Genomic DNA, 14,766 nt, shown 5'->3' on the forward strand with positions numbered 1-14,766 from the left:
AAAAACCAGTGGTCAGCCGGGTGGTAAGGGTGGTTTTCGTCGGCAGCCGTCCCTACCTGCCCGTTACCCTCACTGGTATGGGCGACGGGGACGGATGGGTGAATTGCGACGCGGGCCACCGGCACTGGGGACGCCACGGCGCGGCCGGCCTGCTCCTGTACCACCTGGCTCCGGAGCCCCATGTGCTCCTCCAGAAACGCGCCCGCCTCTCCATCGGCGGCGGCACCTGGGGCCTCCTCGGCGGCGCGCGGCACAGCCACGAGGACGCGGTCGCCGGTGCGCTGCGCGAGGCCGGGGAGGAGAGCACGCTCGACCCGTCCGTCGTCCGCGTGCACGGCCTCATCGGCGAGTACCACGGCGGCTGGTCGTACGAGACGGTGATCGCGTCCGTCGCCGCGCGGCCCGACGTCCGCCGGGCGTCGTTCGAGACGGCGGCCGTCGCCTGGGTCCACGTCGACCAGGTCCCCGGCAGGAGGCTGTTCCCGGCGTTCGCCGACGGCTGGCCCCGGCTCCGCGCCGCGCTCGTCCGGCCGGTCCTGGTCGTCCACGCCGCCGCCCTCGACGGAGCGGGAACCGACCTCGCCCGGCTCCGTGACCGGCTCGCCGCGCTCGGCCCGGTCCCGAACCTCCCCGGCGCCATCGCCGACTTTTCCTTCCCCGAGATCGTCCTCGCCGCCGAGGACGCCGCCCCCATCGAGGAAGAGGACTCCGCCGTACGAATCATCGCCGTCCGGGACGGCGCGGAGGGGCTCGCGCGGCTCGTCGCGCCGCGGGCTCCGGACGAGCACCGGGTCGTCGTCACCGGCGACCCGGCACTGCGCCGCCGCGCCGAGGCGGCGGGCGCGACGGCCGCCGACCCGGGCTGGCTGCTCGGCCTCCTCTCCTGAGCGCTCCCTCACCAGGGCAGTGGGCCGTTCTCGTCGAAGTAACCGCACGTGGGTCCGTCCTCGCCCAGCAGCGCGAGGTCGATGGCGACCTTGGCACTCTGCGCGGGCGTCCGCAGTCCCCGGTGCTCGTTCAGGTCGGTGGCGGTGTAACCGGGCTCGCAGGCGTTGACCTTGATCGCGGTGTCCCGCAGCTCCTTGCCGTACTGGACCGTGATCGCGTTCAGCGCCGACTTGGACGATGCGTACGCGAGGTAGGGCGGCATCGCCGAGTCCGGGGCCGCGTAGGCGCTGATCGACGCGAGCCCGCTGGACACATTGACGATCCGCCCCGCCGGGGAGCGCCGCAGCAGCGGCAGCAACGCGTTCGTCACGGCCACGACCCCGAACACGTTCGTCTCGTACACGGCACGCATCGCCGGCAGGTCCGTCTCACTCGGTGGCCCGGGAACGGGCCGATCGGTGATTCCGGCGTTGTTCACCAGAATGTCGAGCCGGCCGAAGCGCTCCTCGATCCAGCCCGCCGCCTCGGCGATCGACGACGCGTCCGTGACGTCGACCCGCACGTAGTGGAACTCACCGCCGTCATCCCTCAGTGCGGCGACCGCCTGTTCGCCTCGTGCCCGATCACGGGCGGCCACCAGCACGGCGCAGTCGTGCCGTGCCAGCCCGCGAGCGATCTCGAACCCGATGCCCTTGTTCGCCCCGGTCACCAGGGCCAGTTTCGATGCCATGCGACGATCGAATCTTTTAGAGCGCGCTCGAAGTCAAGCCCGTCGCTTGGGACCGGGGCGCTCGGGAATGGTGGCGCTATGACGGAACAGCACCCGGGCGAGGCGCCCCGGAGACCGGTTCTGATCGTCGACGGGGCGAACGTCGTGGGCGCCACGCCCGACGGCTGGTGGCGCGACCGGGCCGGTGCGGCGACGCGCCTGCGTGACCGGCTCGCCCGTCTCGGCGCGGTGGAGGGACTGCCGGGGGCCGGCTCCGGCACCGTTCAGCCGGAGGTCATCCTGGTCACGGAGGGCGCCGCCCGTGGCGTGCCGGGCGTGCCCGGCGTGCGCGTCGTCGAGGCGCCGGGCAGCGGCGACGACACGATCGCCCGGCTGGCCGCACCCGAGGCGGGAGAGCAGCGCACCGTCGTCACCGCCGACCGCGGGCTGCGACGCCGCGCCGAGGCGGCGGGCGCCTCGGTCGTCGGCCCCACGTGGCTCCTGGACCGCCTGCCCTGACCCCGATCCCACCGAAGACGCGGATCGGTGCCGGTCGGCCGTGTTATTGTCCAACTTGACAATAGGAGGCCCCGGTGACGGCACCACGGCGCAGGCGCCGTTCGCCCGACGAGGCGCGCGAGGAGATCCTCGCCGCGGCGGCGGCGCTGATCGCCGAGCGCGGACCGGACGGTGCCGGCCTCCGGCAGGTGGCCGAGGCGGTCGGCGTCACGCACGGCCTGGTGACGCACTACTTCGGCACCTACGGCGCCCTCGTCCGTGAGGTCCTCCGGCGCGAGAACGCACTGCTGCGCGACCGCGTACGCGAGCGGATCCGGGCCGAGGCGGGCGTGCCGACCGCCACGGGCATGATGGGCGTCCTGTTCGACGCGCTCGCCGACGAACGGTACGTACGCCTGTTCGCCTGGGCCGAACTGCACGCCGACCTGGGCATGGCGGACCAGGGCCTGCGGGAGCTGGTCGACGCCATGGAACGGGGCATCCGCGCGGCACTGCCCGGACCGGAGGTCCCGGGACGGGACCGGATCGAGGCGGTCGTCCTGCTCGGCCTGGCCGCCTCCTACGGCTACGCCATCGGCGGCCGGTCCTGGCTCTCCGCGCTCGGCCACGACCCGGCCGACCCCGCCAGGCAGGCCGCCTTCCGGTCGAGCCTGACGACCGTGCTCGCCGGCTACATGACGGAGGACTCCGGGCTGGTGCCCCGGGACGAGGAGGACCGGTGAACGGCGTGACGTTAGACGTCGCCCTCGCGGTAGGGATCACCGCGCTCGTCATCGTCCTGCAGTTCGCGACGCGGCCGGTGCGGTGGCAGGCCTGGATCTGGGTGCTGCTCTGCGTCGCCCGCGGCCTCGTTCCGCCGGGACCCGCCCGGGCGACCACCGCGGGCATCACCCTGCTCGTCGTCTCGCTGATCGCCTCCGCCTTCTTCGGCGCGTTGCGCGGCCGGACGATGCGGATGTGGCGGGACCGGGACGGCGTCGTCTACCGGCGGGGCGGCGGTGTCACGTTGCTGCTGTGGCTGGCGACGATCGCCACCCGGCTCGTGCTCACCGCGCTGGGGCACGCGGTGTTCGACGAGCCGATCGACCTCGATGCCCTGTGGCTGGGACTCGGTGTGACCCTCGCGGCCCAGCAACTGGTCATGACCCGCCGCGCCGGCCGTCTCCCGCAGCCGGACCCCCGGCCCGCCCGGCCCGCCCGCACCCGCTGACCGCGGGCGAGCGGCACCACGAGTCCATGATGGTCCTCAGACGAGCCGGCCGCCGCCGTCGACGTGCAGCACGGTGCCGGTTCCTCGCCAAGCACCTGGCCGGGCAGGTGAACGAGGGCGGGTCTTTCACCTTCTTCTCCGGGGTGGCCGCCTGGCGGCCCTCTCCCGAGCGGACCGTGATGGCCACGAAACAGGGGACCTATCACCTTGGCGGCGAAGGCCCGCTGGACCGCGGCGAGGTCCAGGTCGGCCAGAGGACCGTTGGCGGGCACCGCGGCCGTCCTCAGCGCCTACAGCCGAATCCGCCCGGACCCCCTCACCGCCGCCTTCGCCGACCTGCTCTCCCGCCAGGTCCGCACGGACGCCGGACTGATCCGGCCCGCACGGCGCTGAGCCCCTTTGTCGCTGCTTTGCGTAGTCGATCAACTACCTCTAGTGTTCGACTCGTGCCCAGTCGTGACCACCAGATGGTGTTGGAGTTGATCCGGGAGCGTCCCGCGCTCGCGGCTGACCTGCTGGATTGCGTGTGCAAGGGGCTGGTGCCGTCGACCGCCCACGCGCGCCTGGAGTCCGCTGACCTCAGCGAGCACAAGCCGGTTTCCTATCACGCCGATGCCGTCGTGACGCTCGGGAGCGATCGCGCGGAGCTTGCCGTCATCGTGGAGGTGCAGCGGCGCCAGGACCCGCAGAAGCGCCTGACCTGGCCGGCGTACGTCGCAACCGCCCGCGCCCGGTTGGGCTGTCCGACCGTGCTCTTTGTGATCTCCCCGAAGCAACGCGTGGCCGGTTGGGCTCGCGAGCCCATCCTGCTCGGTCATCCGGGACTCGTCCTGCGCCCGCTCGTCCTCGGCCCGGACGAGGTCCCGGTCCTCACGGACGGACAGACGGTCCCCGTCCCGGAGCTCGCCGCCCTGTCCGCCGTGGTGCACGGCCCGGGCCCCGACGGTCCCAAGGTCTTTGAAGCATTGCTGCAGTGCATGAAGACCATCGATGCTCAGAGGGCACAGGGTTTAATAGACGAGGTAATCGCCGTGCTTCCTCGGGCGGCTCGGGATCTTCTGGAGGGATTGATGAAGACCGCAACCGGCGAATACAAGAGCGAGTTCTTCCGCAACGCCGTCCGTGAGGGGCGGCGTGAGGGGCGGGTGGAGATCATCCTCGACGTACTGTCCGCCCGGGGAGTCATAGTGCCGGATGAAGCGCGGGCGCGGATCGAACAGTGCGCTGATCTCGATCAGCTCGTGGAGTGGGGGCGGCGGGCGGCCACGGCGGACTCCATCGAGGACGTGCTCGGCTGAGGGCGTCTGTACGCGAGCGGGCCCCGGGACGATCACGTCCCGGGGCCCGTCTCATTCGCGGATCAGCGGAACTGGCGGGGCTGCTTGGGCAGCACGACGTGGGTCGGGCCGCGCCACTTCTGCTGGGCGGAGAAGGACGGCGTCGACAACGAGCCGCCGATGATCACCGGGAGGGTGATCTGGCTGCCGGCCAGGTCGACGGTCACGGCCGCGCCGGTGGCGTCGTCGTCCTGGGTGTCGGCGTCGGTGCCGATGAGGACCAGGGCGAGCCGGTGCCCGGCCTTGAAGCGGTAGTCCTGCGGCAGGGTGTTCCAGCGGACCGTGTAGGTCTTGCCCGGCGTCAGCGGCGACGGGTGGCTGAGTGACGTGCGGTTCTGCGCGTCGAGGTAGCCGCGGGTCACCACGTTGACGTCGGAGGTCACGGTGTCCGTGACGACCTTGTAGTAGCAGGCGTCGTCGGTGGCCGTGCTCTCACCGTGGCAGTCCTGGGTGGTCAGCGTCTTGACGCCCGATCCGGCGCCCAGGTAGTTCACCCGGGTGTCGGTGCCGTAGTCGACGAGCAGCGCGCCGAGGTTCGCCGTGGGCTTGTCGAGCTTGATCTTCAGGCTCACCCGCGGCGTGCCGGACAGCCGTACGTCGGTCTTCAGCGGCGGGGTCGTGTAGGCCAGCCGGTACGGCTTCGCCGTGGTCGGGTCGGACACGGCGTCGTCCTCGGCCTGCTTGGTGTCGCTGTAGGTGCCGACGCCGGTGCCGGCCTTGAGGCCGAGGGAGCCGTCCGCCTGGGGGCGCAGGCTGAGCTGCCGGGTGTGCGGCGCGGGCCAGTCGGACTGGGTGGCCCACTGGTCGGGCCCGACCTCGACGTCCGCGCGCGGCTGCTTCATGATGTCGTTCGGCAGCTTCCAGAGCCAGTGGTCGAACCACTGGTGCAGGGTGTCCACCCAGACGTCGCGGCGGAAGTCGAACGGGTCGACGTGGCCGTACTGCGACAGCCATACCTTGCGGGGCACTCCGCGTTTCGCCAGGGCCGCCCACCAGGTGGAGAACTGGCTGGGCTTGACGTTCAGGTCGTTCAGCCCGTGGACCGCGAAGACGCTGGCGTGCACCCTGCTCGCGTCGGCGATCGGCCCGGTGCGGTAGTTGCGCTCGTTCCAGAAGGCGTTGTAGTTGCCGGTGGCGTCGTCCTGGCCCTGGGTGAGCCGCTGCTGGACGGCGGCGCACTTGGCGGGCGGGTCGGTGTCGACCACCTGCGCGAGGCCGTCCTCCTCGCCCTTGAACCAGATCACGCCGTTCATGCGGCTGTAGTCGTACCAGGAGCTGATCGCGGAGATCGGCACGATGGTGTCCAGACCCTTGACGCCGGTGGCCGCGACGGCGTTGGCGAGAGTCCCGTCGTACGACTTGCCGATCATGCCGGCGTGACCGGTGGACCAGGTGGCCTTGACCGGCCTGCCCTGGGCGTCGAAGGCCTTGGCCCGGCCGCCCAGCCAGTCGATGACGGCCTTGCCGCCGAGCACGTCCGACGCGCCACCGGAGGTGGGGCAGCCGTCGGACTTCGTGGTGCCGTCCATGTCGACCTGCAGGACGGCGTAGCCGCGCGGCACGAAGTAGTTGTCGTAGAACAGCGGGAACTTCGCCGGGTTGCCGTTCGCGTCGTACGTCTTGCGCTCGCCCTCGTTGCCGCGGCCGAGGTTGTCGTAGTACGGGCTCTCGTCGATGATCGAGGGCACCTTCAAGCCGGCGTCGGTCTCCTTCGGCCGGATGATGTCGACCCGGATCAGGTCCTTCTTGCCGTCGCCGTCGGAGTCGACGCTCGACTGCACCCGGACGAACTCCCGGATGGCGTTCTGGTACGAGAAGACGGGCTGGGTGACCCCGTCCGCCACCTTGATCGTCGGCTTCTTCGCCGCGTGGGCGGCGGGCGCCCCGGTCGCCGTGAGGGCGGCCGCGACTGCCATTGAGGCGAGAACTCCTCGCCGTGCTGAGATCCGCACGCGCTACCTCCTGGGGTTGCGCGCGAAATCTCTCGCACCGCGAGGCTCTCCCACAACATCATTGCCACATGTGGCCCGGTGATCATCGCCACTCGCGCGGCACCGGCCGCGCCGTTCCGTCGTGGCCGCGCCACCGGCACGGCCACGACGGTCATTCCGCGCGGGAGCGCGTCACTGCGCAGGGGTCTCCGGGGCGAGCCAGAGGGCGCCGAGCGGAGGCACCCGCAGGCAGGCGGAGGCCGGCAGCCCGTGGCTGGGATCCTCGACCGCCTCGACCGCGCCGAGGTTGCCGACCCCGCTGCCGCCGTACTCGTACGCGTCGGTGTTGACCACCTCGCGCCAGCGGCCCGCGCAGGGCAGGCCGAGCCGGTAGTTCTCGTGTGGGAGGCCGGAGAAGTTGACGACGCAGGCGAGCGGCGAGCCGTTCGGGCCGTACCGCAGGAAGGAGATGACGTTGCCCGCGACGTCGTCGGCGGCGATCCAGCGGAAGCCCGCCGGGTCGGTGTCCATCGTCCACAGCTGGGGCGACGCGGTGTAGGTGTGGTTCAGGTCGCGGACCAGGCGTCGTACGCCGACGTGGAAGTTGTCCTCGGCCTCGTCCAGCAGCCACCAGTCGAGGGAGCGGGACTCGGCCCACTCCGCGCCCTGGCCGAACTCCTGCCCCATGAACAGCAGCTGCTTGCCCGGATGCGCCCACATGAACGCCAGCAGCGCCCGCAGGTTGGCGAACCGCTGCCACTCGTCGCCGGGCATCTTGCCCAGCAGGGAGCCCTTGCCGTGCACGACCTCGTCGTGCGACAGCGGCAGCACGTAGTTCTCCGAGTACGCGTAGACCATCGAGAACGTGATCTCGTGGTGGTGGTAGCCCCGGTAGAGCGGGTCCCGCTCGAGGTAGGCCAGCGTGTCGTGCATCCAGCCCATGTTCCACTTGAACCCGAACCCGAGCCCGCCGAGGTGGGTGGGGCGGGAGACGCCCGGCCAGGCGGTGGACTCCTCGGCGATCGTCACGATGCCGGGGGAGCGCTTGTAGGCGGTGGCGTTCATCTCCTTGAGGAAGTCGATCGCCTCGAGGTTCTCCCGGCCGCCGTAGATGTTCGGCGTCCACTCGCCCTCGGCGCGGGAGTAGTCCAGGTACAGCATCGAGGCGACGGCGTCGACGCGGAGCCCGTCGACGTGGAACTCCTCCAGCCAGTAGTTCGCGTTGGCGACCAGGAAGTTGCGGACCTCGGCGCGGCCGAAGTCGAAGATGAGGGTGCCCCAGTCCTTCTGCTCGCCGCGGCGCGGGTCGGCGTGCTCGTACAGCGGCGTGCCGTCGAAGCGGGCCAGGGCCCACTCGTCCTTGGGGAAGTGGCCCGGCACCCAGTCGATGATCACGCCGATGCCGGCCTGGTGGAGCCGGTCGACGAGGTGGCGGAAGTCGTCGGGGTTCCCGAAGCGGGAGGTGGGGGCGTAGTAGGACGTCACCTGGTAGCCCCAGGAGCCGCCGAACGGGTGCTCGGCCACCGGCAGGAACTCCACGTGCGTGAAGCCCATCTCGGTGACGTAGCCGACCAGCTGGTCGGCGAGTTCGCGGTAGCCGAGGTCGGCGCGCCACGAGCCGAGGTGCACCTCGTACGTGCTCATCGGCGAGTGCAGCGCGTCGTAGGACTTGCGGCGCGTCATCCACTCGTCGTCCTCCCACTCGTAGGAGGAGGTGAAGACCGTGGACGCGGTGGCGGGGGGCCGCTCGGCGTACCGCGCCATCGGGTCGGCCTTGCGCCGCCAGACCCGGTCGGCGCCGAGGAGCTCGAACTTGTAGTTCGTGCCGTCGCCGACGTCCGGGATGAACAGCTCCCAGATGCCCGAGGCGCCGAGCGAGCGCATCGGGTGGGCCCGGCCGTCCCAGTGGTTGAAGTCGCCGATGACCCGTACTCCGCGGGCGTTCGGCGCCCACACCGCGAAGGAGGTGCCCGACACCGGGCCGAAGACCGAGGCGTACGTGCGGGTGTGCGCGCCCAGGACCTTCCACAGCTCCTCGTGCCGGCCCTCGCCGATCAGGTGCAGGTCGAGCTCGCCGAGGGTCGGCAGGTGCCGGTACGGGTCGTCCTGGATCACCTCGGGCCCGTCGTACGCCACCGCCAGCCGGTAGTCCGGCACCGCCTGGGGCTCGTCCCCGGCGAGGGAGGCGTCGGCCGGCAGCGTGACCGCGAAGACGCCCTCGTGCACGTGGCGCATCGGATGCCGGGCACCGTCCGGGAGGACCACCTTGACCGTGGTGGCCAGCGGCCGCAACGCGCGAACGGTGATGCCGTCGCGCCCGGGATGGGCGCCGAGCACGCTGTGGGGGTCGTGATGATCTCCGCCGATCAACCGGTCGATCTCGTCGTTGGTGACCCGCGCCATGACGCTCCTCAGATGTTCTCGTATGCCCACGCTCTCCCTAAGCCTGCCCGACGAGCGTCGGCTAATCCTCGCTGGGTCCGGATCTTCGATCGGCGGAGGACACGGGATGAGCGCGCGCGTCAGGAGGCCAGGTAGCCGGACTCCGGGCGGGTGCTGAGGGCGGCGATCGACCCCAGCGGGATGGGCAGCCAGGAGGGCCGGTTGCGGGCCTCGTACATCACCTCGTAGACGGCCTTGTCGAACTCGAAGGCCCGCAGGATCACCTCGTGCGCGGCCGGGTCGACGCCGCCGGCCTCGGCGTATCCGTGGCAGAAGGCGGCGCGGTTCCGGTCGGCCCACTCCTGGGCGCGGTACTCCAGCTGGTCGCGGTCGCCGCGGAAGGTCTGCCCGTTGACGAGCAGGTGACGGGCCGCGTAGTCGAACGAGCGCAGCATCCCGGCGACGTCGCGGAGCGGGTGGGCGGGCGCCCGGCGCTCCTCCAGAGACTTGACGGGCTCGCCCTCGAAGTCCAGCAGCATCCAGCCCGAGTCGGTCCGCATGACCTGGCCGAGGTGGTAGTCACCGTGGACGCGCTGCACGACGAGGGGCTCGTCGAGCTCGGCCAGCGCGTCGAAGGCGTCGGTGAGCCGTCCGGCGTACGGCCGGAGCTGCGGGACGACCTCACAGGTCTCACAGAGTCGCTCGTGCATCCGCTCGGCGACCGCGCGGACCTCGGCCGGGGTCATCTCACCGGTGCCGAAGGCGTTGGCCATGTCCCGGTGGACGTCGGCGGTCGCCGCGCCGAGCCGTTCGGACTCGGCGGCGAAGTCGCCGCCCACCTCGTCGGCACGCAGGTCGGCCTCGGCGTACAGGTCGCGGACGCTGGTGCCGGCGAGCTGCCAGCCGTCGGTGCCGCTGCGCAGGAACTCCGACATCATCGCGAGCGTGGACAGTGTGCCGCCGAGGTCGCTGGAGAACCAGCCGTACAGCTCGGGGACGTGCTTGCTGCCGGCACGTGCGAGGCCGATGCTGACCTCGAGGTCGGGGTTGATGCCGGGGGTGAGCCGGCGGAAGAGCTTGCAGATGTAGGCGTCGCCGTAGATCAGCGAGGTGTTGCTCTGCTCGGCGGGGCTGGCGAAGCTCGGCAGGTCGGTGTCGATGCCGGTGATGGAGCGGAAGGTCAGCGGGCCGACGTCGACGTTGCCGGCCATGTTCTCCAGCCAGACCCGGGTCAGCAGGGGGTCGTGGACCGCGTCATAGACGCACGATCCGTTGTCGAGCTGCCCGATCGCGGCGTACTTGAGACGGCCGGGCAGCTCGCTGCGAACTCCGAGGGGCACCTGGTACCGGTCGGAGCCCCCCTCCTGGTGCACGGCGATGATCAGATGGTGCAGCGAGGGATCGCCCTCGACGAGCTCGGTGTCGGAGACGACGGATATCCCGTCGATCCTCCGATCTTTGCCCGCGAACCACCGCTGGCGCGGGAGCCAGTTCACCAACAGATCGTCGAGTCGTTCCAACAGCACTGACTATGTCACCTCGCCTGTGCCTCCTGTTTGCACGTCATGGCGCTTCGCCATCACCCCCGGGGCTCGGGGACAGGAGGAACCAGTAGAAACCATGCCCAGGAAGCGTCAGAAGATACGGGAGCTCCCCAATCGTGGGGAATTGCACTCCTCCCATGCACTCGACGGGGTTGGCCCCCTCGAACCGCCGCAGGTCGAGCTCGACCGGCTGCGGGAAGCGCGAGAGGTTGTTGACGCACAACACGCGATCTTGACCGTATTCCCGCACGAACGCCAACACGCTCGGGTTCGACGCGGTCAGCTCGGTGTAGTCGCCGACGCCGAAGACCGGGTGCCGCTTGCGGATCTCGATCATCTTGCGCGTCCAGTGCAGGAGCGACCCGGTGTTGTTCTGCTGCGACTCCACATTGATCGCCTGGTACCCGTAGATCGGGTCCATGATGACCGGGAGGTACAGCCGCGCCGGGTCACAGCTGGAGAAGCCGGCGTTGCGGTCCGGGGTCCACTGCATGGGCGTCCGCACGCCGTCGCGGTCGCCCAGCCAGATGTTGTCGCCCATGCCGATCTCGTCACCGTAGTAGAGAACGGGCGAGCCGGGCAGCGACAGCAGCAGGGCCGTGAACAGCTCCAGCTGGTTGCGGTCGTTGTCCAGGAGCGGCGCCAGGCGCCGGCGGATGCCGATGTTGGCCTTCATCCGCGGGTCCTTGGCGTACTCGGAGTACATGTAGTCGCGCTCTTCGTCCGTCACCATCTCGAGCGTCAGCTCGTCGTGGTTGCGGAGGAAGATGCCCCACTGGGCGTTCTCCGGGATCTTCGGCGTCTGCGCCATGATCTCGGAGATGGGGTAGCGCTGCTCCCGGCGGACCGCCATGAAGATGCGCGGCATGACCGGGAAGTGGAACGCCATGTGGCACTCGTCGCCGCCCGTGGCCGGGTCGCCGAAGTACTCCACGACGTCGGCGGGCCACTGGTTCGCCTCGGCCAGCAGCACCCGGTCGGGGTACAGCCGGTCGACCTCAGCCCGGACCCGCTTGAGGTAGTCGTGGGTCTCCTTGAGGTTCTCGCAGTTGGTGCCCTCCCGCTCGTACAGGTAGGGCACGGCGTCCAGGCGGAACCCGTCGATGCCGAGGTCCAGCCAGAACCGCAGGACCTCCAGCATCGCGTCCTGGACCGCGGGGTTGTCGAAGTTCAGGTCCGGCTGGTGGTTGAAGAACCGGTGCCAGTAGTACTGGCCGCGCACCGGGTCGTACGTCCAGTTCGACGTCTCGGTGTCGACGAAGATGATCCGGGCGTCCTTGTACGCCTCGTCCGTGTCGGACCAGACGTAGAAGTCCCCGAACGGCCCGTCGGGGTCCTCCTGCGACGCCTTGAACCACGGGTGCTGGTCGCTGGTGTGGTTCATGACCAGGTCGGCGATGACGCGGATGCCGCGTTTGTGCGCCTCCTCGACCAGCTCGACGAAGTCGCCGAGGTCGCCGAACTCCGGAAGGATCTTCATGAAGTCGCTGATGTCGTACCCGCCGTCGCGCAGCGGCGACTCGTAGATCGGCAGCAACCAGATGCAGTCGATGCCGAGCCACTGCAGGTAGTCCAGCTTCTGGGTGAGGCCCCGGATGTCACCGGTGCCGTCACCGGTGGAGTCGTAGAACCCCCGGATCAGAACCTCGTAGAAAACGCAGTTCTTGTACCAGTGAGGCTCGTTGGGCGTCTCACGCGTGAACGTGTCGGGAACCGGCTCGACGGGGCCGACTCCGGGTAGGGGATCCAACTGCGTCAACTCTCGCCTCTCGAGACCGTGAAGATGTGGGCAGGCCGGGTGTGGGGGTCAAGGCGTACGTAGTTCGCCTGCCGCCAGCGATACGACTCGCCGGAGAGCTCGTCGGTGACGACGAACTCGTCCGACCAGTCGAGTCCGAGCGCGGGCAGGTCGAGATGGACCGTCGCCTCGCGAACCTGATGTGGGTTGAGATTCACGACGACCAGCACGACGTCTCCGAGGCGATCGGAGCCGTCCGACACGCGTTTGGAGTAGCAGATCAGCTCGGGCTGGTCGACATGGTGGAATCGTAGGTCACGCAGCCTGTGCAACGCAGGATGCGCCCGCCGCACGGAGTTCAGCGTCTCGATGAGCGGCGCCAGGCTGCGTCCCTCACGCTCGGCCGCCTCCCAGTCACGCGGCCGGTACTGGTACTTCTCCGAGTCGCGGTACTCCTCGCTGCCCGGCCGTACGGGGGTGTTCTCGTACAGCTCGTAGCCCGAGTAGACCCCCCACGTCGGCGACAGCGTCGAGGCGAGGACGGCGCGGATCGCGAACGCCGGCGGCCCGCCGTGCTGGAGGTACTCGTGGAGGATGTCCGGCGTGTTGACGAAGAAGTTCGGCCGCATGTAGGCGGCGGCCGCGCCCGACAGCTCCCGGAGGTACTCCTCCAGCTCGTCCTTGCTGTTACGCCAGGTGAAGTAGGTGTACGACTGGTGAAAGCCGATCTTGCCGAGGGTGTGCATCATCGCCGGGCGGGTGAACGCCTCGGCGAGGAACAGCACGTCCGGGTCGGTCGCGGCGATGCTGCCCAGCAGCCGCTCCCAGAACGCCACCGGCTTGGTGTGCGGGTTGTCCACCCGGAAGATCCGCACGCCGTGCGCCATCCAGAGGCGTACGACCCGCTCGACCTCCTCGTAGATCCCCTCGGGGTCGTTGTCGAAGTTCAGCGGGTAGATGTCCTGGTACTTCTTCGGCGGGTTCTCCGCGTAGGCGATGGTCCCGTCGGCGCGCGTGGTGAACCACTCGGGGTGCTTGCCCACCCAGGGATGGTCCGGCGAGCACTGCAGGGCCAGGTCGAGCGCGACCTCCATGCCCAGCTCACGGGTGCGGGCGACGAAGGCGTCGAAGTCCTCGAACGTTCCAAGCTCGGGATGGATGGCGTCGTGGCCGCCGTCCTCCGAGCCGATCGCCCAGGGCGAGCCGGGATCGTGCGGCTCGGCGTGCAGGGTGTTGTTCGGGCCCTTGCGGAACTGCCGGCCGATCGGGTGGACCGGGGGCAGGTAGACGACGTCGAAGCCCATCTCGGCGATCGCCGGGAGCCGCCTCATCGCCGTTCGGAACGTTCCCGACTGCGGTGCCCGGTAGCCCATCGGGTCGTACGTCGCGCCCTCGGACCGGGGGAAGAACTCGTACCAGGATCCGAACAGCGCCCGCTCCCGGTGCACGATCAGCGGATGCCACTCCGAGGTCGTGACGTGATCCCGCAGCGGGTGCTCGTCGAGGACCGCGCGGATCTCCGGTGCCTCCGCCGCCTCGAACCGCGTCATCGGCGGGATCGTCCGGTCCCGGAGCGTACGGGCCAGCGCGGTCAGCGCGGCCCGTTTCTTCGGCACGCCGACCTTCCCCTTGGGCAGGGCGGCCGTCGCCCGCTCGAACAGCCGGGCGCCCTCCTCGAGCATCAGCTCGGTGTCCTGACCGCGCGGGATCTTGATACCGGCGTCGTGGTGCCAGTGTGCGATCGGATCACCCCACGCCTCCACCCGGAAGTGCCACAGCCCGGTCGTGGCCGGGGCCACCCACGCGGCGTACCGGTCGGTGCCGGGGGCGACCTCGGACATGCGGACGAGCGGCCCGACACGGCCCTCCGGATCCCGCAGGACGACGCCGGCGCCGAGCATCTCGTGGCCCTCGCGGAACACGGTGGCGCCGACCTCGAACTCCTCGTCGGGAACGGCCTTGGCGGGCCAGCGTCCGCAGTCGATCACTGGCTGCACGTCGAGAATGGGAATGCGTCCGATCATCGCAGGGGAGCGTACAGACGCGGATCCGCGATCACCCTGTTCTTCGGAAAGCTCTGATCTTTTCTGAGGCTTGCTGCCGCCGGAGGGGGTGGGGGTGCTCGGCGTGGGTTGGCGCATAACGTCTCCGTTGCCGGTTTCGTGGGTGTGAAACAGAGTTCGTCACGCAGGAGTGGTGACTGTGCTGCTGCGTCCGGTAACGCCCGGGATCGCCGCGTTCGGTGACCGCGCGCGCCGACCTCCGTCCGCGCTCGGATTGTTTCATCGCCGCGGGTGAGGCGCCGGGCGCGACGCGTACCCGGTATGCCTCGGCTCGAAGAGGTCGGGGCACCCTCGCCGCCTTGTCGCTCCCATCCTCGCACTCGGGGAACTAGTTCGCATTTCGGACCTAGCCGTGAAGGTTTTCGGCGCCAAGTCGCGGCCAAGATGTGGCTCGCCGGGCGGGTTAAGGTCGCGAGCACCGGTCCGGACCGATTAGTGTCGCCGC

12 protein-coding genes are annotated in these 14,766 nt (G+C 70.0%); 6 read left to right on the forward strand and 6 right to left on the reverse strand.

The annotated features are described in order from the left end of the window. The first annotated feature begins 77 nt into the window (after positions 1 to 77). Entirely contained in the window at positions 78 to 887 is an 810-nt protein-coding gene (locus NDW01_RS20795; RefSeq protein WP_252822929.1) for an NUDIX domain-containing protein, read from the forward strand. An 8-nt stretch (positions 888 to 895) separates the two neighbouring features. Here NDW01_RS20795 and NDW01_RS20800 read toward each other — a convergent pair whose 3' ends face one another. Then, positions 896 to 1,618 (reverse strand): SDR family oxidoreductase, encoded by a 723-nt coding sequence (locus NDW01_RS20800; RefSeq protein WP_252822930.1) that lies wholly within the window; start codon positions 1,616 to 1,618, stop codon positions 896 to 898. 78 nt (positions 1,619 to 1,696) lie between these two features. Between NDW01_RS20800 and NDW01_RS20805 the strand changes: the two genes are divergently transcribed. From NDW01_RS20805 to NDW01_RS20820, 5 genes are all read left to right on the forward strand, one after another. Then, on the forward strand, positions 1,697 to 2,116 hold the full coding sequence (locus NDW01_RS20805) for a hypothetical protein (RefSeq protein WP_252822931.1): 420 nt from the start codon (positions 1,697 to 1,699) through the stop codon (positions 2,114 to 2,116). 74 nt (positions 2,117 to 2,190) lie between these two features. Next, a complete protein-coding gene (locus NDW01_RS20810; protein WP_252822932.1) occupies positions 2,191 to 2,838 on the forward strand; it encodes a TetR/AcrR family transcriptional regulator in 648 nt (215 codons plus the stop codon). Further along, the gene (locus NDW01_RS20815; protein ID WP_252822933.1) at positions 2,835 to 3,326 is read left to right on the forward strand and encodes a hypothetical protein; all 492 of its coding nucleotides are present in this window, start codon (positions 2,835 to 2,837) and stop codon (positions 3,324 to 3,326) included. Before NDW01_RS20810 ends, NDW01_RS20815 begins: the two co-directional genes overlap by 4 nt. A 261-nt stretch (positions 3,327 to 3,587) precedes the next feature. Then, on the forward strand, positions 3,588 to 3,719 hold the full coding sequence (locus NDW01_RS43045; protein ID WP_256512611.1) for a hypothetical protein: 132 nt from the start codon (positions 3,588 to 3,590) through the stop codon (positions 3,717 to 3,719). 53 nt (positions 3,720 to 3,772) lie between these two features. Continuing rightward, positions 3,773 to 4,624: a hypothetical protein gene (locus NDW01_RS20820; RefSeq protein WP_252822934.1), complete on the forward strand. Its 852-nt coding sequence runs from the start codon at positions 3,773 to 3,775 to the stop codon at positions 4,622 to 4,624. 62 nt (positions 4,625 to 4,686) lie between these two features. Here NDW01_RS20820 and NDW01_RS20825 read toward each other — a convergent pair whose 3' ends face one another. From NDW01_RS20825 to NDW01_RS20845, 5 genes are all read right to left on the reverse strand, one after another. Next, complete coding sequence (locus tag NDW01_RS20825; RefSeq protein ID WP_252822935.1) at positions 4,687 to 6,579, reverse strand: Xaa-Pro dipeptidyl-peptidase; 1,893 nt, start codon at positions 6,577 to 6,579, stop codon at positions 4,687 to 4,689. Positions 6,580 to 6,786: 207 nt separating this feature from the next. Further along, positions 6,787 to 8,997 carry a 1,4-alpha-glucan branching protein GlgB gene (glgB, locus tag NDW01_RS20830; protein WP_252822936.1) on the reverse strand — a complete coding sequence of 737 codons (2,211 nt, stop codon included), beginning with the start codon at positions 8,995 to 8,997 and terminating at the stop codon, positions 6,787 to 6,789. Positions 8,998 to 9,116: 119 nt separating this feature from the next. Further along, the gene (locus NDW01_RS20835) at positions 9,117 to 10,502 is read right to left on the reverse strand and encodes a maltokinase N-terminal cap-like domain-containing protein (RefSeq protein WP_308211748.1); all 1,386 of its coding nucleotides are present in this window, start codon (positions 10,500 to 10,502) and stop codon (positions 9,117 to 9,119) included. Positions 10,503 to 10,539: 37 nt separating this feature from the next. Continuing rightward, complete coding sequence (treS, locus tag NDW01_RS20840; RefSeq protein ID WP_406567746.1) at positions 10,540 to 12,279, reverse strand: maltose alpha-D-glucosyltransferase; 1,740 nt, start codon at positions 12,277 to 12,279, stop codon at positions 10,540 to 10,542. Continuing rightward, a complete protein-coding gene (locus tag NDW01_RS20845; RefSeq protein WP_252822938.1) occupies positions 12,276 to 14,282 on the reverse strand; it encodes an alpha-1,4-glucan--maltose-1-phosphate maltosyltransferase in 2,007 nt (668 codons plus the stop codon). The genes treS and NDW01_RS20845 overlap by 4 nt, the downstream gene beginning before the upstream one ends. Positions 14,283 to 14,766: the final 484 nt, after the last annotated feature.

Origin of the sequence: Actinoallomurus soli, assembly GCF_024055715.1 — a bacterium.
GTDB lineage: Bacteria > Actinomycetota > Actinomycetes > Streptosporangiales > Streptosporangiaceae > Actinoallomurus > Actinoallomurus soli.

Coding starts and splice junctions, on each gene's coding strand:
- NDW01_RS20845 (WP_252822938.1), bottom strand. CDS start 14,282: ATGATCGGACGCATTCCCATTCTCGACGTGCAGCCAGTGATCGACTGC.
- NDW01_RS20805 (WP_252822931.1), top strand. CDS start 1,697: ATGACGGAACAGCACCCGGGCGAGGCGCCCCGGAGACCGGTTCTGATC.
- NDW01_RS20795 (WP_252822929.1), top strand. CDS start 78: ATGGGCGACGGGGACGGATGGGTGAATTGCGACGCGGGCCACCGGCAC.
- glgB (WP_252822936.1), bottom strand. CDS start 8,997: ATGGCGCGGGTCACCAACGACGAGATCGACCGGTTGATCGGCGGAGAT.
- NDW01_RS20800 (WP_252822930.1), bottom strand. CDS start 1,618: ATGGCATCGAAACTGGCCCTGGTGACCGGGGCGAACAAGGGCATCGGG.
- NDW01_RS20825 (WP_252822935.1), bottom strand. CDS start 6,579: ATGGCAGTCGCGGCCGCCCTCACGGCGACCGGGGCGCCCGCCGCCCAC.